This window comes from Rhodococcus sp. G6(2025), from assembly GCF_058628105.1.
Genome location: NZ_CP179751.1, coordinates 88498 through 110663 on the forward strand (window position 1 = coordinate 88498; position 22166 = coordinate 110663).

At 65.6% G+C, this 22166-nt stretch carries 23 protein-coding genes and 3 pseudogenes; 16 read left to right on the forward strand and 10 right to left on the reverse strand.

What is annotated here, in order from left to right; all coding sequences use genetic code 11:
* Nucleotides 1-94 precede the first annotated feature (94 nt).
* The gene (locus tag ACLIVD_RS37355; protein ID WP_491933050.1) at nt 95-544 is read right to left on the reverse strand and encodes a hypothetical protein; all 450 of its coding nucleotides are present in this window, start codon (nt 542-544) and stop codon (nt 95-97) included.
* 250 nt (nt 545-794) lie between these two features.
* Nucleotides 795-929, reverse strand: a complete 135-nt coding sequence (locus ACLIVD_RS37360; RefSeq protein ID WP_491933051.1) for a hypothetical protein — start codon at nt 927-929, stop codon at nt 795-797.
* Here ACLIVD_RS37360 and ACLIVD_RS37365 point away from each other — a divergent pair.
* From ACLIVD_RS37365 to ACLIVD_RS37375, 3 genes are all read left to right on the forward strand, one after another.
* A complete protein-coding gene (locus tag ACLIVD_RS37365) occupies nt 918-1145 on the forward strand; it encodes a hypothetical protein (protein ID WP_491933052.1) in 228 nt (75 codons plus the stop codon). The genes ACLIVD_RS37360 and ACLIVD_RS37365 overlap by 12 nt on opposite strands.
* A gap of 397 nt (nt 1146-1542) precedes the next feature.
* The gene (locus ACLIVD_RS37370; RefSeq protein WP_491933053.1) at nt 1543-1800 is read left to right on the forward strand and encodes a DUF7218 family protein; all 258 of its coding nucleotides are present in this window, start codon (nt 1543-1545) and stop codon (nt 1798-1800) included.
* Between the two features lie 232 nt (nt 1801-2032).
* A complete protein-coding gene (locus ACLIVD_RS37375; protein WP_491933054.1) occupies nt 2033-3190 on the forward strand; it encodes a glutamate--cysteine ligase 2 in 1158 nt (385 codons plus the stop codon).
* A gap of 585 nt (nt 3191-3775) precedes the next feature.
* Here ACLIVD_RS37375 and ACLIVD_RS37380 read toward each other — a convergent pair.
* Nucleotides 3776-4807, reverse strand: coding sequence for a Rieske (2Fe-2S) protein (locus ACLIVD_RS37380; RefSeq protein ID WP_491933055.1), 1032 nt, complete (start codon nt 4805-4807; stop codon nt 3776-3778).
* Nucleotides 4788-5636 (reverse strand): SDR family oxidoreductase, encoded by an 849-nt coding sequence (locus ACLIVD_RS37385; RefSeq protein ID WP_491933056.1) that lies wholly within the window; start codon nt 5634-5636, stop codon nt 4788-4790. Before ACLIVD_RS37385 ends, ACLIVD_RS37380 begins: the two co-directional genes overlap by 20 nt.
* A gap of 205 nt (nt 5637-5841) precedes the next feature.
* Here ACLIVD_RS37385 and ACLIVD_RS37390 point away from each other — a divergent pair, with 205 nt between their 5' ends.
* Both ACLIVD_RS37390 and ACLIVD_RS37395 read left to right on the forward strand, forming a co-directional pair.
* Nucleotides 5842-7203, forward strand: coding sequence for a cytochrome P450 (locus ACLIVD_RS37390; RefSeq protein WP_491933057.1), 1362 nt, complete (start codon nt 5842-5844; stop codon nt 7201-7203).
* Nucleotides 7204-7263: 60 nt separating this feature from the next.
* Nucleotides 7264-8373 (forward strand): NAD-dependent epimerase/dehydratase family protein, encoded by a 1110-nt coding sequence (locus ACLIVD_RS37395; RefSeq protein ID WP_491933058.1) that lies wholly within the window; start codon nt 7264-7266, stop codon nt 8371-8373.
* Between the two features lie 296 nt (nt 8374-8669).
* Here the strand turns inward: ACLIVD_RS37395 and ACLIVD_RS37400 are convergent.
* Nucleotides 8670-8914 (reverse strand): annotated as a pseudogene (locus ACLIVD_RS37400) (DUF6480 family protein).
* Between the two features lie 501 nt (nt 8915-9415).
* Between ACLIVD_RS37400 and ACLIVD_RS37405 the strand changes: the two are divergent.
* The 4 genes and pseudogenes from ACLIVD_RS37405 to ACLIVD_RS37420 all read left to right on the forward strand — a co-directional run bounded on the left by ACLIVD_RS37405 (nt 9416) and on the right by ACLIVD_RS37420 (nt 12144).
* Nucleotides 9416-9894, forward strand: a pseudogene (locus ACLIVD_RS37405) (SRPBCC family protein).
* Nucleotides 9895-10229: 335 nt separating this feature from the next.
* Nucleotides 10230-10893, forward strand: a pseudogene (locus tag ACLIVD_RS37410) (GAF and ANTAR domain-containing protein).
* Between the two features lie 358 nt (nt 10894-11251).
* Nucleotides 11252-11698, forward strand: coding sequence for an Hsp20/alpha crystallin family protein (locus tag ACLIVD_RS37415; RefSeq protein WP_491933059.1), 447 nt, complete (start codon nt 11252-11254; stop codon nt 11696-11698).
* 188 nt (nt 11699-11886) lie between these two features.
* The gene (locus ACLIVD_RS37420; protein ID WP_491933060.1) at nt 11887-12144 is read left to right on the forward strand and encodes a hypothetical protein; all 258 of its coding nucleotides are present in this window, start codon (nt 11887-11889) and stop codon (nt 12142-12144) included.
* 998 nt (nt 12145-13142) lie between these two features.
* On the opposite strand, the gene ACLIVD_RS37425 is transcribed toward ACLIVD_RS37420, so the two are convergent.
* From ACLIVD_RS37425 to ACLIVD_RS37435, 3 genes are all read right to left on the reverse strand, one after another.
* The gene (locus ACLIVD_RS37425) at nt 13143-13505 is read right to left on the reverse strand and encodes a J domain-containing protein (RefSeq protein ID WP_491933061.1); all 363 of its coding nucleotides are present in this window, start codon (nt 13503-13505) and stop codon (nt 13143-13145) included.
* 379 nt (nt 13506-13884) lie between these two features.
* Complete coding sequence (locus ACLIVD_RS37430; protein WP_491933062.1) at nt 13885-14238, reverse strand: hypothetical protein; 354 nt, start codon at nt 14236-14238, stop codon at nt 13885-13887.
* 58 nt (nt 14239-14296) lie between these two features.
* The gene (locus ACLIVD_RS37435) at nt 14297-14722 is read right to left on the reverse strand and encodes an Hsp20/alpha crystallin family protein (protein WP_491933063.1); all 426 of its coding nucleotides are present in this window, start codon (nt 14720-14722) and stop codon (nt 14297-14299) included.
* A gap of 125 nt (nt 14723-14847) precedes the next feature.
* Here ACLIVD_RS37435 and ACLIVD_RS37440 point away from each other — a divergent pair, with 125 nt between their 5' ends.
* Nucleotides 14848-15357, forward strand: coding sequence for a MerR family transcriptional regulator (locus tag ACLIVD_RS37440; RefSeq protein ID WP_491933064.1), 510 nt, complete (start codon nt 14848-14850; stop codon nt 15355-15357).
* Nucleotides 15358-15730: 373 nt separating this feature from the next.
* On the opposite strand, the gene ACLIVD_RS37445 is transcribed toward ACLIVD_RS37440, so the two are convergent.
* Nucleotides 15731-16144, reverse strand: a complete 414-nt coding sequence (locus ACLIVD_RS37445) for a DUF6292 family protein (protein ID WP_491933065.1) — start codon at nt 16142-16144, stop codon at nt 15731-15733.
* A gap of 203 nt (nt 16145-16347) precedes the next feature.
* On the opposite strand from ACLIVD_RS37445, the gene ACLIVD_RS37450 reads away from it, so the two are divergent.
* From ACLIVD_RS37450 to ACLIVD_RS37475, 6 genes are all read left to right on the forward strand, one after another.
* Nucleotides 16348-16620, forward strand: a complete 273-nt coding sequence (locus tag ACLIVD_RS37450) for an ANTAR domain-containing protein (RefSeq protein ID WP_491933066.1) — start codon at nt 16348-16350, stop codon at nt 16618-16620.
* A 500-nt stretch (nt 16621-17120) separates the two neighbouring features.
* Nucleotides 17121-17444, forward strand: a complete 324-nt coding sequence (locus ACLIVD_RS37455; protein ID WP_005563490.1) for an IS3 family transposase — start codon at nt 17121-17123, stop codon at nt 17442-17444.
* Nucleotides 17444-18361 (forward strand): IS3 family transposase, encoded by a 918-nt coding sequence (locus ACLIVD_RS37460; RefSeq protein ID WP_491933067.1) that lies wholly within the window; start codon nt 17444-17446, stop codon nt 18359-18361. The genes ACLIVD_RS37455 and ACLIVD_RS37460 overlap by 1 nt, the downstream gene beginning before the upstream one ends.
* 283 nt (nt 18362-18644) lie before the next feature.
* Nucleotides 18645-19112, forward strand: a complete 468-nt coding sequence (locus ACLIVD_RS37465) for a CinA family protein (RefSeq protein WP_491933068.1) — start codon at nt 18645-18647, stop codon at nt 19110-19112.
* A 12-nt stretch (nt 19113-19124) separates the two neighbouring features.
* Entirely contained in the window at nt 19125-19814 is a 690-nt protein-coding gene (locus ACLIVD_RS37470) for a HemK2/MTQ2 family protein methyltransferase (protein ID WP_491933069.1), read from the forward strand.
* Between the two features lie 139 nt (nt 19815-19953).
* Nucleotides 19954-20295: a hypothetical protein gene (locus ACLIVD_RS37475; RefSeq protein ID WP_491933070.1), complete on the forward strand. Its 342-nt coding sequence runs from the start codon at nt 19954-19956 to the stop codon at nt 20293-20295.
* 91 nt (nt 20296-20386) lie between these two features.
* On the opposite strand, the gene ctaD is transcribed toward ACLIVD_RS37475, so the two are convergent.
* The gene (gene ctaD / locus ACLIVD_RS37480; protein ID WP_491933071.1) at nt 20387-22165 is read right to left on the reverse strand and encodes an aa3-type cytochrome oxidase subunit I; all 1779 of its coding nucleotides are present in this window, start codon (nt 22163-22165) and stop codon (nt 20387-20389) included.
* Nucleotide 22166: the final 1 nt, after the last annotated feature.

The window sequence follows — 22166 nt, forward strand, 5'->3', positions numbered from 1 at the left end:
GGCCAGCCACTCGGTACGCGAACCCACGTCGGGCCGTCTAGGGGTCCAGGTATCCGCACACGAGCGCCGCACCCACGACACGGCGCCTGTTCTGTCATTTCTTGTCTTCGGCCTTGCCGACGCCTCCCTGATGAGCGGGTCCGACCCCGGAGTCGCTGTCCTCGGTCTCGGCGGCATGTGCGGCGGGCTTCTCCTCGGCCGGCGAGGCCATCGCACCGCGGGGGGTCTCCTCGGGTTCCGGGGACTGCATTCCGTCGGCGTCCACGTGCTCGTCGTGCGCCGGACGCCCCTCCTTGGTGCTCGTCGTCCGGCCGTCGTACGGCGGTATCGCCGGCTTCGCATCCCCGGGCGGGAGCGACCCACCGGCAGCAGCGGGATTGGCGCCCGGTTCCGCGGTGGACTTTGTCTCCTCCTGCTCCAGTGACCCCGGTTCGCGGTCCGTCTCGCCTGCTCCAGCCTGGTCCGGGCCCGCGTCCCGCGCGCCTTTGGGGCCACGCTCGGACTGCGGCTCCTCCTGCAGCTGCTTGCCTGGTTCGGTACCCATGATTCTCTCCTCACCGACGCCCCAGAATGCCGGATTCTCTGCTTCGTTCGCGGCTGACGTCTGCTGTAGCTATGCCCAGGGACACGAACGCGAAACCGCACCTCTCCGGATAAGGGCACGAGTGCTCTTTTGCGGAGCCTCGATGACAATCCGTCGATAGCGGACGGCAGGTCGGCGCTACCTCCGCCTGGACGGCTCGGTGATTTCCCGCACGGTCGACGCATCATTCTGCTGAAGAGTTCTTCAGTTGTCAGGTGTTGGACAACACGGTTTTGAGCGAACCGCGCTCGCGGGTGTCGAACTTTTCGTACGCGTCGAGGGCGTCGGCGGTGGGTTCGTGTTGGGTGATGAACGTCGTCGGGTCGATCAGGCAGTGGCCGACCATGCCGAGCAGCCGAGGAATGTAGCGGCGATGGTTCGGCTGAGTCGGTTGCTCGCCGACGGTGATCTCATCGCGGCACAGGAAGCGTTAATGCGCCTGGTCGCCCGGAAGGAATGGAGCATCGCTGCGCTGTTGCCGCTGCTGGTGCACCTGAGTGGCTTGCCGCCCACCGCATCGGAGCTGGAACCGCCGACGTGTTCGTCGTCCGAATCCGGATAGACAACGTGCGGGCGGACATCGACGCTCTTGCTCCCGACCCGGGGAGCGCGGCGTGCGGTCCTCCCTCAGCTGGCGCGCATCCCGACGATGCGGTCCTTCATGCCAGCGCCGCCGCCCACACCCGACCCATCGGCCGCGCCCACACCGTTCTCGACTTACTGGTGTGGATTTATACCCTCGGCATCGGCAGATCCTCGCCGCCCTCGCGGTGGTGCGGCAGTCCTCGAAGACTGGTAGTCGATATCGTCAGGGTTGCGGTTCGAGTGCCGCAGCGGCCGGGTAGAGCACGGTGATGGCTTTGCGGCTCCTGCCATACAGGAGCGAAAGCTGTGCGGCTGGTACGAGCACGGTGAATCCGGGTATCCGGTGAGCAGCCAATCAAGTGAGGAGGAACGCCATGCCGCGGTCATCGATCAAGGACGAGAAGGTGTACCAAGAAGTACGCAAGGACGGTGCGTCGAAGCAGAAGGCGGCACGGATCGCGAACTCGGCCGCCAACCGTGGCCGGTCCGCTACCGGCCGCAAGGGTGGCAAATCGTCGTCTTACGAGGACTGGACCGTCGACGAGCTGAAGAAGAAGGCGAAAGAGGTTGGTCTGTCGGGTTATTCGTCCAAGCGCAAGGGTGAGCTGATCGACGCACTCCGCAGCCATTGAGGGTCCGACGACCTAAAGCGGTACCGCCACAGTCAGGTTCATGGAGATCTGCCGCAGCGCCGCGGCGTGATGGGTTCGAATTCATGTCGGCGCCTGGAACGCTTCCCCGATCCATTGTGGCGGCGCGGCGATACTGCATGCCGGTGTCACGATCACGTCGCTGACGCAACTAGTGCGCACCAGGGCGGCTGCTCGTCACCGTGGGGATGTTCGTCAGAGTTGGAGGGAGGCCATGGCAACCACCACCGTGCCGGCAAGGACGGTCCGCGGCGGGATACCCACCCTCGGGGTAGAGGAGGAGTTCGTCCTCGCCGACCCGCACACCGGGCGGCCCAGCCTGCACAACACCGAAGTCATTACCGCCGGCCGCGACCTCGGCATCAATCTCCAGGCGGAGTTCTCCCGCTGCCAGATCGAAACCGCCACCTCGATCGGCACGCACATCCGGGATCTGCGCGACCAATTGTGCGAATCCCGCGCAGTGACCGCCGACGCCGCCGCGCGCACCGGGTGTCAGCTCCTCGCCGTGGGCACCCCCATGTACGTCCCGCCACCCGACTCGATCACCGATACCCCCAGGTATCGGCGGATGGCCGAACAATTCGGCGCGCTCGCGACCGGAGTGGTATGCGGCTGCCACGTGCACGTCGGGGTGGCAGACCGTGAGCAGGCGGTCCAGGTGATCAACCATCTCCGACCGTGGCTGCCCACGCTGCTGGCGCTCACCGCGAACTCCCCCATCGCCGCCGGGTGCGATACCGGGTATGCCAGCTGGCGCTACATCCTGTTCGGGCACTGGCCCAGTGCGGGAGCACCCCCGTATTTCGCCTCCTCCGCCGACTACGATGCCGCGGTCGACGCGATGCGCGAGAGCGGCACGATCCTTGACACCGGCATGGTCTATTGGGATGTGCGGGTCTCGGATCATCTGCCTACCGTCGAGATCCGCATCAGCGATGTCCCCGCCACCATCGACGAGACGATGACCCTGGCCACCCTGGTGCACGCACTGGTCATCACGGCGGCGCGCGCGATCGAACACGGCACACCGGCACCAAGGATTCACCAGGAGCTGCTGCGCGGTGCGTGCTGGCGGGCGGCCCGCGACGGGCTTGCCGGGCACGGTTTCGACCTGACCACCATGCGCCTGGTGCACGCGCGGCGGCTGGTCTACCAACTGCTGACGCATGTCAGGCCTGCCCTGACGGAACTCGATGAGTACCGGCAGGTCGCCGGGTCGCTGTCGGCGATCCTCGATCACGGCAACGGGGCCGTCCGGCAACGCCGGACCCTGGCCCGTCGGGGCAGTGTCGCCGAGGTGATCGCGGAGTGTGCGCGCCGCACCTTCGAAGGATGCATTCCCGAACCGGACGATGCGCTGCCGCTCTAACCGCCCACACCTGGTTCTCATCGGGATCCTGCCACGGTCTCGTCGCTCACGGAGTCTGATTCGCCGCCCTCGGGTCTCAGGCGAAATCACTCAACCTACCGAGATCGAATTAACTTGGCAGGGCAAAACATACTCCTTGCCCCGAGCGAAACCGGCAGCGTCCGTGCCGATTGCCGGCGGAAGGGGTGCGGCCTCGACACCCCTGACAGTCCGGCCGCCCGTGTTCCGACCTGGCGGGGTTCAAACACGCAGAACGCGAGATAAAGCCGACGCCGCATAACCACCCACCGGACTTGCCCGATCGCCTACATTTCGTAGGACCGAACGATCGGTGAATGTGGTCCCGCATTCGCGATCGCAATCATGGTGATGACCCTCATCTGCGCAACAACGGGCCAGAGGACTGTGGCGCGCCTTCGTGGAGTGCTCCGTCCCCAGGCCGATACAATCTAGTGTCCGGACCCTAGCTTCATCCTGCTACTCGGCCGCCTCGGCGTGTGCGGGGAGCGCATCCCGCTCTTGGCTCGAAGCCGGGAAACGGGAACCAGGCTTCGCGACCCGTCACCGCCAACCAACACAATGCCGTTAATCATTGCCGCTAGCAACGGGGTTGGTGCGGAGCGTCCGCTGCTCGTCCGGTTGCCGGACCTCAATCCGACCGTGCCGCACGCGGGCCTCGTACACCTGCTGCGGTCGCGTTGCCGGACCCCGCATGACCCGGCCGTCGGCGACACGGAAGCGGCTCCCGTGCCAGGGGCATTCGATGCACCCGTCATGGAGTAAGCCGTCGTGAAGCGGTGCGCCCCGATGGGTGCAGCGGTTACTCAGGGCAACGACGCCGTCAGGGCGATTCACCAGCAGCACCGACACGGTGCCGACCAGCACGGCGACCATTTCCCTGCCGGTCAGCACAGTTTCCGGTGCCGCGTCCGTCCAGTCCGATGGCAGGGTGGAAAACGCGGTGGTATCGACCCCGACTCCTGCAGCATAGGACAGATGACCCCCGAGCCAGCCGCTGACTCCGAGCAGTCCTGCCCCCGCTGCCGACAGGCCGACGCCGACGCCGTGACGGCCGCGTCGTCGGGCGGTCCACGACGCGAGATACACCCCAATGGCTGCATAGTTCGCGGCCGCGTGGATTGCGCCGATCCTGCGCTCGGCGCCGAGTGTGTCGGCCCAGTCCGACGCGCCCGTGAGAGTGGCCGGCACCGCGGCCATGGCACCCAGCCCCACGAGCTTCGTCGCGGCCATCCGCGCGCTCCTGCCGCCGAGAGCATCGAGGAAACCGGCGCTGACCCACGCCCCGATTGGCACTGTAACCAGGAGTGGGTGCAAAGGGTGCCCGAGATCGGTGCCGGACAACGCATCCTTGGCCCGGCCGGCCGGAAGCCACCTGTTGATCGCGTTCACGACCGCACCGGCAGGGCGATCCAATCCATGAGCGTGTTCGAGCCGCCGCACACTTCGCTCGAGTAGATTCACATCCACCTCATCCCGATATTCCCTCGACGAACACCTTTCGGACCACTCCGGCGCGGATGCCCCGTTGCCGAGCTGCGCAAACGAACGCTTCTGCGCGCCACGGTGTTGCACGCCGTCAACCCGGCAGAGTCTCACCGCCCAGCGGGGCGAGCACCTCCCCGGAGTAGTAGGACGACAGCAGACCGGAAGCGAAGAACACGTAGGATGGGGCGATCTCGTCGGGCTGCGCTGCCCGCCCGTAGGGGGCCTGCTTCCCGAATTCGGCGACTTTCTCCTCGTCCATGGTTGCCGGGATCAGTGGTGTCCAGACCGGTCCTGGTGCAACACAGTTGACGCGAATTCCGCGGTCCAGCAGGGTCTGCGCCAACGAGTACGTCAACGCCGTCACCGCCCCCTTGGTCGCGGAATAGTCGATCAACGACTTGTTCCCCCGCAATCCGTTGACCGAGCCCGTGTTGATGATGGCCGAGCCCCGGCCGAGATGGGGCACGGCCGCTTTCGTCACGTGGAAGTAGCTGTCGATGTTTACCGAGAACGTGTGCCGCCACTGCTCATCGGACAGATCGAGGAAGTCGTCGACCGGTTCCTGGTAGGCCACGTTGTTGACGACGATCTCGAGCCCGCCCAGTTCCGCGACCGTGCGGGCTACTACGTCACGGCAGTGTTGCGGATCGGCGAGATTACCGACGAACGTGCGACAGCGTCGCCCTTCTTTTTCGACCAACTCAGCCGTGTGGGCCGCGTCGTCGCTCTCCTCGAGGTAGGCGATGGCCACGTCGGCGCCTTCTTTCGCGAACGCCACCGCCACGGCGCGGCCGATCCCCGAGTCTCCGCCGGTGACCAGCGCCCGCTTGCCCGTCAGTAGTTCGTTGCCCCGGTACGCACGCATCTCGTCATGCGGTTCCTCAGCCATGTCCGACGTGCGGCCGGGATAGTCGATTGTGTGTGGCGTGTGTTCGCTCATGCACTTCTCCGATCGGGTGAACATTCACCTGTCGAGTACCCGGCCCGCGAGCGGGCAAATCGACGCGGCCGCGCGCCGGAAACCTGTTTTCACGTCGCCCACCGTGGGTAGACGGCACTGGGGAGGGCGGGACCCTGCTTCCCGCCGGCATGCGTCGACCGGAGGTATTCGATGACGCCGGCATGCGTCGACCCGGAGGTATTCGATGACACTGACCGCCACAGGACCGGCCGCAACCGCTCGGGAGCGCCGCGCGGCGCTGCCCGACGTGGCGCGTTTGTTCGGTCAGGTAGCGCTACCGTTCCTCGCCGCCGGCGCCATTGCGCGACGCCGTCCCGTAATGGGTCTACTCGAGCGACTGCAGGCCGACGCGGCCACGGCGCGGCAGATACCCGCACTCCGCGAGCGCTACGGTGACGGACCGCTGCCGTTGCGAGTATTCGGCCGGGACCTCGCCCTGGTCCTGTCGGACGAGGACGTCGATACCGTGCTGCGCACGAACGCCGACGCCTTCACCGCGGCGAATCGCGAAAAGACGGCGGCGCTGAGCCCGTTCCAACCCAACGGTGTCCTGATCTCACAGGGCGACCTTCGTGCGCGCCGCCGGGACGTGAACGAGCAGGCTCTGGACACCGAGCAGCCGATGCATCACCTGGCAGCCCCGATTGCGCGGGTGATTCGAGACGAAGCAGACAAGTTGCTGCGCACTTCCCGTGCCACCGGCAGCCTCGACGCCGCCGAGTTCACGCTCTGGTGGTGGCGGACGGTACGACGTGTCGTGTTGGGAGAGTCCGCGCGAGACGACCACGAATTGACCGACCAGTTGTGGACGCTGCGCGCGAACGGGAACTGGTCATTCGCTCACCCTACCCGGCACGCCTTGCGGGACAGGTTCACCCAGCGGCTGCAACGTTACGTCGAGTCGGCACCGCCGGAAAGCCTCGCGGGTGCGCTGCGTGAGGTCTCCACCAGCGCACCGATCGACCCCGTCGGCCAGATCCCGCATTGGTTGTTCGCGTTCGACGCCGCCGGAATGGTGACGATCCGAACGATGGCGCTCCTCGCGACTCATCCGCGGCACCGCATCAAGGCACTGGAACGGATCGAACCGTCGACCCTGGACGAGCCGCAGCCCTACGAGTACCTGCGTGGGTGCGTCCTCGACAGCACCCGGCTCTGGCCGACCACCCCCGCCATCCTTCGGGATTCCCTCGTGCCGACGGAGTGGGAAGACAACAACGGACGGTACTCGATTCCCGCCGGTTCCGCGTTCGTCATCCTGGCAACTGCCTTCCACCGGGACCGCCACGCCTTCCCGTTCGCCGACCGATTCGAACCCGAAATATGGATCGACGGACGGGCCGAACACTACCGCGGGCTCGTCCCCTTCAGCGCCGGACCGACAGCCTGCCCCGGCCGCAACGTGGTCTTGCTGGTAACCAGCACGGTGCTCGCCAACCTCTTCACCCGCGCCGACTTCACCGTCACCTCACGCACCACACCCGACCCGGACCAACCCCTCCCCGCCACGCTGAACAATTTCGGGATCACCTTTTCCGTCCGATGAGTCACCCGTCCGCCTCCATCGGTGCTCGTCCACTCGCTCGGGTGCGGGAGGGGTAGATAGGTGCCGCACGCTCCCCGCAAAGTCGTGATCACCGGTGCCACTGGAAATGTCGGCACCGCCCTTCTACGCCTCTTCGCCGCACAGGAACCCGCAACCGTGGTGACGGGAATCGCCCGCCGAACACCTCCCCGCACGGCACCCTACGAGCGCGCGCAGTGGCATGAGCTCGACCTGGCACGAGACGATGCCTACACCACACTCGCACCTCTGTTCGCCGGAGCGGACGCCGTGGTCCATCTGGCGATCGCATTCCAACCGGCACGAGACCGCGACTACCTGAGACGCACAGCGGTCGCCGGGACGCGCGCGGTCGCGCAGGCGGCGCGCGATGCCGGCGTGAAACAGGTGGTCCACCTGTCGTCGGCGGCGGTGTACTCCCCCGGCGCCTACGGCGGATACGTGACCGAACAGTGGCCCCGCCGCGGCATGCCGCGATCGATCTACAGCGTCGACAAGGTCGCCGAGGAAGACGTTCTCGACCAAGTCGAGCAGGACATCGCATCGGATGGGCGGGCACCTCTTGTCGTCACCCGGCTACGTCCCGGCCTGATCGCCCAGCATGATGAGGCCACCGCGCTCCTGCGCTACGCGGCACCGAGTTACCTGCCGCGAAGCCTGACGCGGCGGATACCGGCACTGCCGGTACTGCTCCTCGACCGCACACTGACACTTCCGGTCATTCACACGGACGATGTCGCCGACGCGGTGATGAAGGCCCTCACCCATCGTGCGCCCGGAGCGTTCAACATCGCCGCGGACGAACCACTGACCGCGAAACTGCTCGGTGACGTCTTCGACGCTCACCTGGTGCACGTACCGTCGACAGCATTGAGCATTGTCACCAACATGGCTTGGTCGCTCCATCTTTCGCCCATTCACAGGGGGTGGATCGATCTCGCCTATGCCACCCCGCTCGTCGATTGCTCCCGCGCCCACACCGAGATCGGGTGGCGTCCCCAGCACGAGACCGAATCGGTGATTCGCGAACTCGTTGCAGGAGTCGAGGACCGATCACGCAGTACCAGCGCAGTCCTCGGCGAACGCTCACCGGCCGTGCGGCTGCGAAAACTCCTCACCTCTGGGCCCGTCACCAGACGGAAACTGCCCTGACGGCGCTGGACGGAGCGTGATCATTGCGACCCTCACACCACGCCGCCAGGAGTTTCGAGAAAGAGTCCGCTGTGAACGTCGATCTGCTCGACGGTGGAACCGATCGCTCTTGCCGGCGGTACTGGTCGACAGCCTCTGTGACGCCCGCTGGACCGCGGAAATGCACCTCGAGACTCGTGGTTTGTCACTTCCTGATCACCACGACTTCACGCGCCATCCGTCTCGTCGATTACTGCCGCGCCTATACCGAGATCGGTTGGCTTGCTCGGAGGGATTGTTTGACGATCCTGGGCGACTCAGTCGAAGACTCCGACAATGTCGAGAACGAGTAGGACCGCGATCGCCAGGAATACGACAACGATCACACCGATAACCACCATGGTCGCAATACCTGTGGGTGGAAACGCCCAACTGGTGCGCGGTTCGTGCTCGGACAGTCCCGAAGTTTGCGCGGAATCGGGTGGGGTCGATCCAGGCCGGACCCCCCCGGCTCCAGGTCTGGGGTATCCGCCGGATCAGGGTCTGGGGGTTGAGTGGTCATGGTAAGGATCCTCTCGGCTACTGCCGTCCGGCGCTTCCTTGCCACCGCGACCCGAGTGAACCTGCGGGGGATCATGGGCCGGGTCACCGTCCATTCCTCGTCGTCCACAGTGCGAACGATCGGCAGATCCCGCTCGAGTACGCTCACCACCTCTACAACGACCTCGTCAACAGCCCGAAAGGTGAATTGAGAATCTTCACCGATCGCGAGGGCGGGGTCGAACATTGCAGTGTCGACAATATGTCCGTTGTACGGGACTACATCTGCGACTGGATCGACGACACCGTCAACGAACTCCGCGGCGGCCACCTCGACCAAACAATCGCACTGCCACCCCAACCGTCACCACCTGACCACAACCAAACCGGAACGAGATCTGCGGGTGCCCGGGATTGCTCAGGAAAGGGCGGGTGAGTTCTCCGAGTCGGCAGGCTCGTCGACCGGCGCGGTCGGCGGGGGCCTGTCGTGTAGGACGTTGAGGAGGCGGGTAAGCGCCGGGACATGAGCACCATCACCGAAGCAGTCGATGTCAACGTTCCGATCCGTGTGGCCTATGACCAATGGACCCAGTTCGAGTCGTTTCCCCAGTTCATGGAAGGCGTGAAGGAAGTCCGGCAGATCGATTCCACCACCACCCATTGGGTACTCGACATAGCCGGGCAGAGACGCGAATTCAACGCCACCATCACCGAGCAACACCCCGACGAGCGGGTGGCGTGGAAATCAGATGTCGGCCCCGACCATGCCGGGTCATCACCTTCCACCGACTCGACGACACCCACACCCGAGTCACCGCCCAGATGGATATCGACCCGGACGGCCTCGTCGAAAACGTCGCCGACAAACTCGGCATCCTGACCCACCGGGTCAAAGGGGACATGACGAAATTCAAGGAATTCATCGAAGCACGCGGCACCGAAACGGGCGCCTGGCGCGGCGACATCGACCGCCCCGACCACGGCCTCCCCGACGAGACCTAACCCTCGCACGAACCTGGGTGCGGTGCAGGCAAATCCATTTCTTGGCGGACGCGGGGAGACGAAGTTGCCGATGACAGGGCCGAGCACCCTTCCGATTGCATCGGAAGAGTCCAGCATCCGGCGCGCAACGAGCCGTTGGTGTGGGCAGCGTTCAAGCTACTCCTCGGGGTTCGGCGAGTACCGCGGCGGTTGCGGGGGACGGCGGGGCGTCTCAGTCGTGCCCTGAATGGCTCTTCGCTCCCCGCTTCTTGTACAGCACATAGGCGACGACAACGACCAGAATGAGTATCCCGAAGATTTCCACATCAAGCGGATACCCGGATGGTGCGTTCCTCATGTGTTGCGCACAGACGTGCTTCGTTCGGTCGCAAAACCCTCAGCGGCAGATCGTGGCGGTCCCGGTGCGCGCCGTCACCGCCGCGGTGGTCGAACTGATGCCACCGAAGACGTGCGCGGGCATTCTTCTCATCTCCGGCGGCAAGAAGTTCGAGACCGTCGCACCGACCTCCGAACTACTCCGAAAACTCGACCACGCGCAGCAACAACTCGGGCAGGGACCGTGCGGGGCAGCTGCAGTGAACAACCTCGTGGTGCGCAGCGACGATCTTCGTGCGGAGCCGCGATGGCGCAGTTTCCGGGGATTGCCGTTGAGGTGGGGATTCTCAGTTCGGTGTCGTTTCAGCTTTATACCGCCGACGGAAATTGGGGGCACTCAACGTGTTTGTGTTCTCTCCAAACGCGTTCGGCCCCGAGGAGGAGGCCGCGGGTGAAGTTCTCGCCACCCACGCCGCGTTGGCCCTCACCGCGGCGCGCACCGAGGAGCAACTCCGATCAGCGGTCGCCTCCCGCGACGCCATCGGACAGGCGAAGGGCATGCTGATGGAACGATTCGACATCGACATCGACGCGATTCGCGCGTTCGAACTGCTCACGAAACTCTCCCAGGAGACGAACACCCGATTGAGTGTGATCGCGCAACAGGTTATCGACCGTCGGTAGAACAGGCCACGTCACCGGAAGGCGTTCAGGATTGGAACCACGGCGACGTAACGGTCGGCGAGGACGCCCCCCGAGGATCCACCATGGGTTCGACGCATCCGCCGCCGATGGCCGGCAGCGGCCGGATACTGCAGGGGCCGGCGCGCGCCGGGCTGGGCCTGAGGGAACCGGCCAGCCGAGGCGGCACCTCCGACCCCGTTAACCAGAGAGTAGCGATGATGCGACCGCATGGGGGAATGCGACACACCACCATCAGGTCTGGCACTCAACACGGCCGAGTGCTAAATTGCTCTCGCACAGTGATGGCGGCTCCGCCGAGGTGGCGGGCCCTTGGACTGAACATGGGAGGTGTGTTGCTGTGCTGCGTTTCGATCCTTTCACCGACATCGACTCGATGACCCAGTCGTTGCTGGGCGCTCAAACCGGATCGTCTCGTCGTCCGCGGTTCATGCCGATGGACCTGTACAAGGTCGACGACCACTACGTCCTGCACGCCGATCTGCCCGGTATCGACCCCGGTTCGATCGACATCGATGTCGACGCCGGGGTATTGACCCTGACCGCCCATCGAAGCCAGGCAGACGATGGTGTGCAGTGGTTGACATCGGAGCGATTCAGCGGACGTTACCGGCGCCAGGTGTCGCTCGGAGAGAACATCGACGTCGACCGCATTTCGGCAAGCTACGACAACGGTGTCCTCAGCGTAATTCTGCCCGTCGCCGAACGAGCGAAGCCGCGGCGCATCGAGATCACCCGCACCGGCTCACCCGTGGAGTGCGGTGACCGCACCCTCATCGAAGCCTGACCCCGTCCACCACGCACGTCGGTTCGGTCCAGTGGCGCACCCCTCGCCACTGGATCGAACCTACTGCAGGACATACACAGCCGATCCCCACCGCACGCCCTGCGAGGACCTGAAGCGATGACTGCCACCACGACCGGGTTCCGACCCGATCCCCGCGGCCGCGAGCACACCCATCCCGGACCACCACGTTGTCGCGTCCCCACGGCGGCCAGCTCAGTGACCTCTCGATCATGCTGGGCTCGCTGTCGATCGTGATGTTCTGGATGTTCGGATTCGGCATCCTGCTCGGTGCCGGCGCCATCGCGGCCGGAATCGCCGCACACCGGCACCCCGCCGTCGAAGGGAACGAGTCCAAGGCTCTCGAAGCGCTCCTCGGCGTCCTTGCCGGCGCCTTCGGGATCACCGCTGGGCTGGTCTTCCTCGCCGCAGCTTTACCCAATCTCTGACGTAACGCACCCGGAAGCCCGTTCAGCGTGCGTGCCCGGAGGTATGCCACAGGAGTCAGGCGCGGCGTGTACGCTCAGCGTCCACCTGCACATTGTGATTGGGCGGCACAGTTTCTGGGTACTCGTCGCGATGCGAGAACGGCGATCATGTGCAGCCACCAAGGACGGAAGAGGCCGCGATTGCAGTCGGCGTTTTCTGCCGTGTTGTCCGGGAATTTGGCTGATTTCGGTGTTCCTGACGAAAGGAGTCGCGCCATGTCTCCCCACCCCACCTCGGGAGCAGATCGTATCGAACCGTCACCGGACGATGACCTCATCCGTTGGCCGGATCCCAGCCCGCTGGACCTGTGGTGGCAACGCATCATGTCCGACACCCTCCGACGAAGCCGAGACAGTAGCACTCTCGAAACGTCCGGACGGCGCCCGCCGCACCCACTCCACGAGCAGCAGGACGCACACCCACAAGCGGCAGGATAGCGTCCGACGAGTCCCCTGAAGCGGAGTGTCGACCGAAAAGACGACGGACACAATCCAAACCAGACCCGACACCTTACGGGAGCGACGAGATACGGCGACGCCCCAGAAGTGCATGAGAGGCTCGGTGCATATACCGAGGGCACAGGTAAACGTTCGGCAGGACGACACCCCATAGCGGGGCGGGCACCGGATCCGGTGCGATGATGGTGGCTGCAGAGTGATCCGTTGATGCGGACGCCGAACGCGGCGAGTCGTGGTGGTAGGCCGGTGGTGCCGGTGTGCGCCGCGGTCGGCACCCGAAACGTTCACCACGTTCCAGCACACTCAGCGCGGCCGGTGCCCGCGGTCCTACTCAGCGACGCCGGCACCGGTCTCGACTGGACGAATCACCTCAGCTGGAGTCCGTGCTGGCAATTGGGAATCTGCCCGGGTCGGTACCTGACCATCGTTGGGTCACACACGGAAAGGGCCTCTCTTGTGCTTCGGTTCCGCGGGATTCCTCGCGCGGCGTAGGGCGCACCTCAGCGGTGCCGTCGGGCTGGTCCGACCCACAAGCCGGTGGTGGGTGGGCGCCGCGGCGGCGGGTTGGCGACCACGACGACGCGAAGGGGAGGTGATCGCCGTGGCCACGCCGGGGGTCCGGCCGCCTCCCTCCCGGTCACTGTCTGGTCGTGGGCGGCCCGGTGTTCGGGGTCGCGCAGCAGGGCGTAGGCAGTCAGAACGTGCTGGAGGTGCTCATCCGCAGCCGGATCTGCGGGCCGGTGGTGGGTGCGGGTATCGGGGTGATGCTCGCGCAGCAGTCGCCGGTAGGCGCTGGCGATCTCGGCCTGGGACGCCGATGGGGACAGTCCCAGCACCCGATACGGATCTCGCCCGGTGGCCATTACCTCGTTCCTTTTCGTGTGATGCACACGAGACGGTGGTTCCGGGCTCGGGATGCCGGAACCACCAGAGTGGGACGGGCCCGCCCCCCGCTTTCCGCCGGTTTCTTTCCTTGCTTTGTTGCTCGCTGGGCGGGCACTGCCCCACCCGGGGACGGCCGACAATCGCCGTGTGTGCCAGTCAATGGCGGTGCGCCCCGGTCGAATACGACAGACACCACATGATCGTCGCATTCGCCGTCGGCGCCGTCACTTTGTTCTCGGTGGATCGGCGGTACCGGGCGGGCGGTGTGCCCGGGATTCGCCGCGCCGCACGGGATGGAAACAGGTGACCGGAGGCGGCAGCGGACGAACCCGTCGACTGGTGCACTCGAGTGGGTGATCACCCCCTTCTCGACTGTCCACGGGTCGGAGCACATTCACCTGGACCGGTGGCCCGGTTGCGCTGGCTTCTCGGAGGTGAGCGCTGCGTGGCCCGGACGTCGGGGGCCGGTGGGGCCGTCACCGTCCACCACTCCGAAGAGGGAGGGGATGGATGCGGCGGACCGGCCGGTGCGGTGGCCACCCGGTTGAGCAGGACCACGGTCCGCGGCGTGAGTGCGTCGGCGAGGATGCGATCCGAATCGGCCACGAGCAGTGCGTATTCGAGCTCGTGCCACGGCCGCACCACCTCGTGTTCGGTACGCTCCCCATCAGCGATGGGCTGCAGTTCGGTGGCCATGTTCGCCAATGTCATCCTCTGTTCACCCCCTCCCGAGCCGTGTCACCCCGGTTGAGCGTTGCCGGATTTCGCCTCAGGCGTTGACGGCCTTCTGCTCGGAATGACCGTTACTGCTGATCTCGATCTTGCGAGGCTTGGCCTTCTCCGCGACCGGGATCGTCAACCGCAGCACCCCTGCCTCGTAGCTCGCCTCGATCTTGTCCGCATCGAGATTGTCCCCCAGGAACAACTGCCGGCTGAACACCCCGCGCGGACGTTCGGCGGCGACCATCTCCTGGTTCTCGTTCAGCGCGGCCCGTTCGGCGCGCACCGTCAGAGTGTTCTTCTCGACGTCCAGATCCAGCGAGTCGGCATTCACCCCGGGGAGATCGAACTCCACCACGAACCGGTCCTCTTCGCGCCAGGCATCCATCGGCATCACCGCCGGACGGGCCGCGGTGCCGAGGATCTGCTGTGTCAGACGGTCGAGATCCCGGAACGGATCCGTCCGCATCAACATCGTGTCCACCTCCTGAAACCTTCTTCATTCCACCAGGTAAACTCCAGCAGATGCTGTAGGTTTGGTATATCACCTGTCGTAGATGATTACAAGAGGTTGTGCGAGAAAATTCCGATCGGAGCGAAATGTCCGAAGAAGACGAGCGGCGCGGCTCCGAAATACCGTCGGTGCGTGGTGTGTACGGCATTTCGGTAGCCGCAGAGCTGTCCGGGTTCGGGGTCGCGGCGCTGCGCCTGTACGAGGACTACGGCCTGATCACACCGAGTCGCACCGGTGGAGGCAGCCGCCGGTACAGCGATTACGACCTGGCCCGACTGGGGCGCATCGCCGAACTCATCACCGCCGGGGTCAACCTCGTCGGCATCGGCCGGGTCCTCGACCTCGAGACTCGCACCGGCGAACTCGAACGCGACAACCGCCGCCTCGCGGCGGACAACGCGCAACTGGGCGCCGAACAAGCTACCGCCACCGACACCGGCACCACCTCTCTCATCCACCCCCGGGACGACACCGTCGAGGACCAGACTGTCGGCGAGGTGGCGCGGAGCCGCAGACCACCCGAACCGGCCGCCCTCGGCGGTCGTCACCGGGGCGGCGTCCACGTCTGGGGGACAGCGCTTCGCGGGAACGCGTAGGCGGCCCCCACTGACAGGGCAGGAACACGGGCGACAGCGGCGAAGCAAAGTCGGGACGGCGATGGTGTCTATGCAACGACGTCCGCGACGCCGTTGATGTGTACCGCCGGCGTGCCCGGCTGTGGGCGTGGGATCCGGGGTTACCGCGCAGAAAAGAGGTGGCCCCGGCGTCGGGGGGTTACGCCGGGGCCGTGTGGTCCTCGAACCCAGACTCGAGTGGGTATGCCGAGGAGCACTCGCGAGAATACGCCGGACCTGCAGCGGGTGGACAGCACTAGACGATGGGTACCACACTCCCCAACCGTCGACGGTGGCCCAGTCGACCGCCATGCTCACCCGGCGACGATCTCCACCCGGTGAACCGGCGATGTCGTCACCGGCAGGGTCGCTCGTGAGCGGCGGAGGCGGTGCCGAACCGGTGGACGAGAGTGGGAACCGGAAAGTTGTCCGGGGTCCGGCATTCGAGGTGCATCAGGTCGGCGGCGAGCTCGTCGACCCGGTCGGCGATCACCTCCGGTTTCGGGCATCGGCCGATCCCGAGGCCGCCGATGATCAGGACGCAATCGGTGCGCTGTCCCTCGATGCCCAGGGACCATCCGAAGTGATGGTTCCACGCGATCAGGGTGCGGCGGCCGCTGTAGTACCGGAACTGCTCCGCCAACACCAGCACGGCATCGAAGGTGACCGTGTCCCATTGGCGGATCGCGTCGGCGTTCAATGCCCGCGCGACCGAGAACACATATCCCTGGACGTCGGGGGTTTCGCCGGCACCCACACCGTGGCTCATTGTGAACACTTCCTCCATCGCGGATCATGTACCCGTCCGCGGCGACGTCGAAACTACACCTTCTGCGCTGGTCAGCGGAAGAAACTATCGCGATCCGGCGCCGCGGACCGCCGGGTGATCCGGCCACGGCATGTTTGGGATCGGATCCGGCCGGGCACGACGCACTGGAAGCCATTCCCCAGATGTCGACGGAGGTGTCCTCGATGGTCGGATTGCCCAGTCACACCACGCCCGATGCCCGCGGTACCGGATCGCGTACCCGCGCGCTCGACACCGCCGAGGGCGTGCTCATCGGGCTCCGCCGGATCCCGGCCACGGACGCCTTCGACGAACTGGTCTCCGCGGCCCGCCGCCACGGAATGTCCGTCTTCACCCTCGCCGAGGCCCTGGTCGCGCTCGCCAGCGGGAACGAGTCCACCGAGCCCGCCACCGCCCGCGCGGCCCGCGCCGAATGGGGCGCCCTGTTCTTGCCCTGAACCGCCCGCGGGACCCAGGTCTGTCCGGTATGCGCCCGCGGTTTCGGCGGAATCGTCGGCGGATACTCTACGGGCACTACCGTCCGGACAGATTCGGACACACCGTTGTTCGGACGGTAGGGCCCACCAGCTACGGTGATTGTTGGGCGCTCACTGGCTGGTGGGCCACCTTGCCGGCCGTGACCGGCCTGGTGCGGTCGGTGACATTTCTTCCTCTAGCCCCGCATGACCCAGTGTGGCGGATGTCCTCATGGGGAGCCCCGTCCCTCTTTCGGTTGAGGCGGTCGTGCGGCGGCCCGGTGTGTCGAACCGGGCCGGGCCGGGCGGGGCCGGATTGTTTCCAGGCGCGGCCGGGTATTTCGGTATTCACGCCGCCCCCGCGTCCGGACGCGGGTGACGGCCAGGCTCCCCGGTTCAGCCCCGTAGCCGGCGGATGAGGTTCCCCCCGAAAAGTGGACACCGAGTTAGCGGGACTCCAGTCCCGCTGGAAGGATGTCCGTATGCCTCCTCGCAAGCGTCGGTCGTTCACGGCCGAGTACAAGGTCGAGGCCGCCCATCGTGTGATCGATTCCGGCCGTACCATCGCAGAAGTGGCCCGGGAGCTGGGCCTGAACGAGAGCCTGTTGGGTGAGTGGGTCAAAGTCGAGCGCCGCAGGATCGCTGCCGCCGAGGTCCATGGAGAAAAACCTCTGGACACGGCCGAACGCGCCGAGTTGCTGCGACTGCGACGGCAGGTCGGCGAGCTCGAGAAAGACAACGCTTTCCTGGTAAAAGCCTCGGCGTACTTTGCTGCGATGCAGAAGAATCGACCCGGTTCGATCTGATGGTGAAGTACGCCGGCCCCGACGACATTGCGGAGACCGCCGGTACCGCCGCACCGGAAGGTGAGCGCTTTTCGATCACGCGGATGGCGCGACTGCTGACAGTGTCCACATCTGGCTACTACCAGTACATCAAACGCAGAGCTACCACGGTGCTGACGCCGAGACAGCAGCGTCGCGCCGACCTCGAAGTCAAGATCGTCGAGATCCACAAGGATTCGAAGGGAACCTACGGGTCTCCGCGGGTCACGGCCGAGTTGCGTGCTCACGGCGAGGTGGTGAACAAGAAGACGGTGGCCAAGATCATGGCCTCGATAGGCATGGAGGGCATCAGTCCGCGCACGTTCAAGGTCAAGACGACGGTGGTCGATCCGCAGGCGTCGTTCCCGCCGGATCTGATCGAGCGGCACTTCGACCAGGGCCGACTCGATGCCGTCTGGCTCACCGACGTCACCTATCTCACCTCCGGTGAAGGAAACATGTTCTTGTGTGCAATCCGGGACGGCCATTCGCGGAAAGTGTTGGGATACAGCATTTCTGATCACATCGGTGCCGAGATGGTCACGACAGCCATCGACCGCGCCGTGGCTGCGCGCGGTGGGTGGTGTCGTCAGACGATCCTGCACTCGGACCGGGGTGGGGAATACACGGCTCACCTGACCGCGGCCGCCTGTTTCCGGCACGGGTTGCGTCGGTCGATGGGTGCGACCGGGATCTGCTGGGACAACAGTCCTTCCGAATCGTTCTGGTCGACCTTCAAGCACGAGGAATACTATCGGCACGTCTTTGCGACGAAGTCTGATCTCGTTGCCGCAGTTGACAGCTGGATCATCTTCTACAACACTGTCCGACGACACTCGGCAGTGGGAATGCAAAGCCCCGACAGCTACGAGAAGTCACTTCGGGCGGCAGTCGCCTGAAGCAGGTAACCCCCTTGTCCACCGTTCGGGGGGAACCTCAGGAGCCGCCCCGGCGTAGTTCCGGGCGCAGGGTCTCGGCGCGTCCGAGCCGACGTCCTGCGACCTGATCCGACGGGTCACTACAGTCCGTGAGAGCGCATCAGAGCCGTTGCGCGGGAGAAAGGTGGAGGAGAGTTGCTCAATGTGGCGTTGTTGGTGATCGCGGTCGCGGCGGGTATGGCGGGAGCTTCCGGACTTCACCATCTTGGCCGCCGAAGCGCCCTGCACCAGGACTGGAGTGCAGATGCATGAGCAGCTTGATGAGTGCGCCGAGCGGATCTCGGCGACAGCGCGCGGTCGGCAACTCACCGTGGCCACCGCGGAATCGCTGACCGGCGGACGGATCTCGTGCGTTCTCGGGGCCGCGCCGTCGTCGTCCGAGTGGTACCGAGGTAGCATCGTCGCCTATGCCAGTTCGGTGAAACATGGATTGTTGCGGGTTCCCGACGGCCCGGTTGTCAGCGAACCCAGTGCGCGCACGATGGCAGCGTCGGTCGCCGAGCTGCTTGGCGCGGATCTGGCGGTAGCGGTCACCGGAGTCGGTGGACCGGAGCCTCAGGACGGACAATCACCGGGCACTGTGTGGTTCGGGGTCTTCGCTGGCGGTCAGATACGCACCGAACCACGCCACTTCGACGGTGATCCCGGCGAGGTCGTCGAGGCGACCACGGCCCATGCCCTGTTCCTGCTCGAAGATGCCCTCGACCAGTAGGTGCGGGTGCTCATGGGATTTCGGATCGGCAGGTGTGAGGAGTGGTCGACGTTGTTGCGGATCCCGGGTGTTTATGCCCCACAGGACGATACGTGGTTACTTGCCGACGCGATGGCGGAGCAGTCCTTGGACGCGGATACGCGCGTCCTCGACCTCTGCACCGGCACCGGGGCGCTTGCCGTGCGGGCGGCCGAGCTGGGTGCCGGCAGCGTGACTGCGATCGACATTTCCCGTCGCGCCGCCCTCACCGCCACACTCAATTCCCGCGTGAGCGGGCACACGATCCGGGTGCTGCGCGGAGACCTCACCGCCCCCGTCCGTGGGGAACGCTTCGATTTGGTGATTTCCAACCCGCCGTATGTGCCCGCCGAGGACGATCGGCTTCCCGGCACGGGCATGGCGCGGGCCTGGGATGCCGGCACCGACGGGCGAGCGCTGCTCGACCGGATCTGCATGCAGGCACCCGACATCCTCGCCCCGGAAGGAACACTGCTTGTTGCCCAGTCGGCACTGAGCGGGGTGGACAAGACACACGTCATGCTCGAAGAGCAGGGGTTACAGGCCGACATCGTGGCTCGCCGCGAGATTGCCTTCGGGCCCGTCCTGACCGCACGCCGCCGCATGCTGGAGTCTCGCGGCGTCATCACAGCTGATCAACGTAGCGAGGAAATCGTGGTGATTCGAGCCCGTCGGCACCGGTAGACGCCACGTGTCGTCCGAATCATCCGCACTCCGCCCACTGACTTCGAAATAGTTGCAGGCGAACGGCACTCGACCTTATGCACTGGAGAACCCATCGAGTCATACCCGTGCGGTGCCTCGCGACGAGTGGAGATCATCGATGGTGCCGACCGCCATTCATCACGGTAGGGCAGCCTGCAGCAACACCTCGGTGTCGATGCGCTGCGCCGAGCCGGCGGGTCTGGGAGATCGTGTGCGCGGTACCGCCCCGACTCGCCCGCATCCGGTGGTCGCGCGGCGGCCACCGGGCAATGCGGTCGCGGCGCTGCCGCTGACCGGCATCGATCGCACCCGGGATCGATGTGAGCGCCTCGCCCGCCACGCCCCCGGCTATCTTGCCGGACCTGCCCGCCGCACCAGCCGCGTCCTGGCTGCGATCGCCGGCACGGTCGGACACCTGCCGCCGCTGCGCCACGGCGAACACTCGTCCACTTACCGCTGATCCGCCATTGGACTGCGGCGCGGAGGTGCGCCGATCGTGCCCAGGCCGCTGCGACAGTTTCAGGCACGATCTTCGTTTCCGGCCGACACTCTTAGTCGTCGAGGTGCTCCCCGGCGGGTGTGGGCGCGTCCGGCGGTTCGGATCGCTGGGCGATGTCCGCGGTGCCGGCGACGGTCGGCGGGTGTCCGCCCCTGCCGATGTGCGCCTCCACCCGCATCCGCTCGGCCATGTGCGGGTAGTGCAGCTCGAACGCGGGGCGCTCGGAGCGGATGCGGGGCAGCTCGGTGAAGTTGTGCCGCGGCGGCGGGCAGCTGGTGGCCCACTCGAGCGAATTGCCGTAACCCCATGGATCGTCCACCGTGACCACCTCGCCGTACCGGTAGCTCTTGAAGACGTTCCACAGGAACGGCAGCGTCGAGGCGCCGAGGACGAAGGCGAAGATCGTCGAGAAGGTGTTGAGGAACGTGAAGCCGTCCGTCGGCAGGTAGTCGGCGTAACGACGCGGCATACCTTCGTTACCCAGCCAGTGCTGGACGAGGAAGGTGCCGTGGAATCCGATGAACGTGGTCCAGAAGTGCCACTTGCCCAAACGCTCGTCCATCATGCGACCGGTCATCTTCGGGAACCAGAAATAGATGCCCGCGTAGGTGGCGAAGACGATCGTCCCGAACAAAACGTAGTGGAAGTGGGCGATCACGAAGTAGCTGTCGGTGACGTGGAAGTCCAGCGGCGGGCTCGCGAGGATCACGCCGGACAGACCACCGAACAGGAACGTGATGATGAACCCCACCGAGAACAACATCGGCGACTCGAACGTCAACTGCCCCTTCCACATCGTGCCGATCCAGTTGAAGAACTTCACCCCCGTCGGGACGGCGATCAGGAACGTCATGAACGAGAAGAACGGCAATAGGACCGCGCCGGTGGCGTACATGTGGTGCGCCCACACCGCGATCGAGAGCGCCCCGATCGCCAGGGTCGCGAACACCAGTCCCGTGTACCCGAAGATCGGCTTGCGGGAGAACACCGGGAAGATCTCGGTGACGATCCCGAAGAACGGCAGCGCAATGATGTACACCTCCGGGTGGCCGAAGAACCAGAACAGGTGCTGCCACAGGATCGTCCCGCCGGTCGCCGGGTCGAACACATGCGACCCCAGGTGCCGGTCGGCGGCCAACCCCATCAGCGCCGCGGTGAGGATGGGGAAGGCGAGCAGCACCAGGATGCTGGTGATGAAGATGTTCCAGGTGAAGATCGGCATCCGGAACATGGTCATCCCCGGGCAGCGCAGGCAGATGACGGTGGTGATCATGTTGACCCCGCCGAGGATGGTTCCGAGCCCGGACAGGGCCAGGCCCAGGATCCACAAGTCCGCTCCGATGCCGGGCGAATGCACGAACGAAGTCAGCGGCGAGTAGGCGGTCCACCCGAAGTCGGCGGCGCCGCCAGGCGTGATGAACCCACCGAAGGCGATGAGCCCGCCGAACAGGAACGCCCAGTAGGAGAACGCATTCAGCCGCGGAAACGCCACATCGGGAGCGCCGATCTGCAGGGGCAGGATGTAGTTGGCGAACCCAAACACGATCGGCGTCGCGTAGAGCAGCAGCATGATCGTGCCGTGCATGGTGAACAACTGGTTGTACTGCTCGTTGGACAGGAACTGCAGGCCGGGCACCGCCAACTCGGCGCGGATCAGCATCGCCATCAGGCCGCCGGCCAGGAAGAACGCGAACGCCGTCACCAGATACATCAGGCCGAGCGTCTTCGGATCCGTCGTGGTGATCATCTGGACGACGAACCCACCCTTGCGCCGGTATCGCGGCGGATACGGCCGGGTGGGGGTGAGGACACGCATTCCCGTGGCAGTCATG

What these genes read in the sequence shown, in the direction of transcription:
- ctaD (WP_491933071.1), bottom strand. Translation starts at nt 22,165, where the DNA reads ATGACTGCCACGGGAATGCGTGTCCTCACCCCCACCCGGCCGTATCCG.
- ACLIVD_RS37425 (WP_491933061.1), bottom strand. Translation starts at nt 13,505, where the DNA reads ATGGCCACCGGGCGAGATCCGTATCGGGTGCTGGGACTGTCCCCATCG.
- ACLIVD_RS37455 (WP_005563490.1), top strand. Translation starts at nt 17,121, where the DNA reads ATGCCTCCTCGCAAGCGTCGGTCGTTCACGGCCGAGTACAAGGTCGAG.
- ACLIVD_RS37470 (WP_491933069.1), top strand. Translation starts at nt 19,125, where the DNA reads ATGGGATTTCGGATCGGCAGGTGTGAGGAGTGGTCGACGTTGTTGCGG.
- ACLIVD_RS37390 (WP_491933057.1), top strand. Translation starts at nt 5,842, where the DNA reads ATGACACTGACCGCCACAGGACCGGCCGCAACCGCTCGGGAGCGCCGC.
- ACLIVD_RS37355 (WP_491933050.1), bottom strand. Translation starts at nt 544, where the DNA reads ATGGGTACCGAACCAGGCAAGCAGCTGCAGGAGGAGCCGCAGTCCGAG.
- ACLIVD_RS37450 (WP_491933066.1), top strand. Translation starts at nt 16,348, where the DNA reads ATGGTCGGATTGCCCAGTCACACCACGCCCGATGCCCGCGGTACCGGA.
- ACLIVD_RS37360 (WP_491933051.1), bottom strand. Translation starts at nt 929, where the DNA reads ATGGTCGGCCACTGCCTGATCGACCCGACGACGTTCATCACCCAACAC.
- ACLIVD_RS37445 (WP_491933065.1), bottom strand. Translation starts at nt 16,144, where the DNA reads ATGAGCCACGGTGTGGGTGCCGGCGAAACCCCCGACGTCCAGGGATAT.
- ACLIVD_RS37430 (WP_491933062.1), bottom strand. Translation starts at nt 14,238, where the DNA reads ATGACATTGGCGAACATGGCCACCGAACTGCAGCCCATCGCTGATGGG.
- ACLIVD_RS37385 (WP_491933056.1), bottom strand. Translation starts at nt 5,636, where the DNA reads ATGAGCGAACACACGCCACACACAATCGACTATCCCGGCCGCACGTCG.
- ACLIVD_RS37460 (WP_491933067.1), top strand. Translation starts at nt 17,444, where the DNA reads ATGGTGAAGTACGCCGGCCCCGACGACATTGCGGAGACCGCCGGTACC.
- ACLIVD_RS37465 (WP_491933068.1), top strand. Translation starts at nt 18,645, where the DNA reads ATGCATGAGCAGCTTGATGAGTGCGCCGAGCGGATCTCGGCGACAGCG.
- ACLIVD_RS37370 (WP_491933053.1), top strand. Translation starts at nt 1,543, where the DNA reads ATGCCGCGGTCATCGATCAAGGACGAGAAGGTGTACCAAGAAGTACGC.
- ACLIVD_RS37435 (WP_491933063.1), bottom strand. Translation starts at nt 14,722, where the DNA reads ATGTTGATGCGGACGGATCCGTTCCGGGATCTCGACCGTCTGACACAG.
- ACLIVD_RS37375 (WP_491933054.1), top strand. Translation starts at nt 2,033, where the DNA reads ATGGCAACCACCACCGTGCCGGCAAGGACGGTCCGCGGCGGGATACCC.
- ACLIVD_RS37475 (WP_491933070.1), top strand. Translation starts at nt 19,954, where the DNA reads ATGGTGCCGACCGCCATTCATCACGGTAGGGCAGCCTGCAGCAACACC.
- ACLIVD_RS37440 (WP_491933064.1), top strand. Translation starts at nt 14,848, where the DNA reads ATGTCCGAAGAAGACGAGCGGCGCGGCTCCGAAATACCGTCGGTGCGT.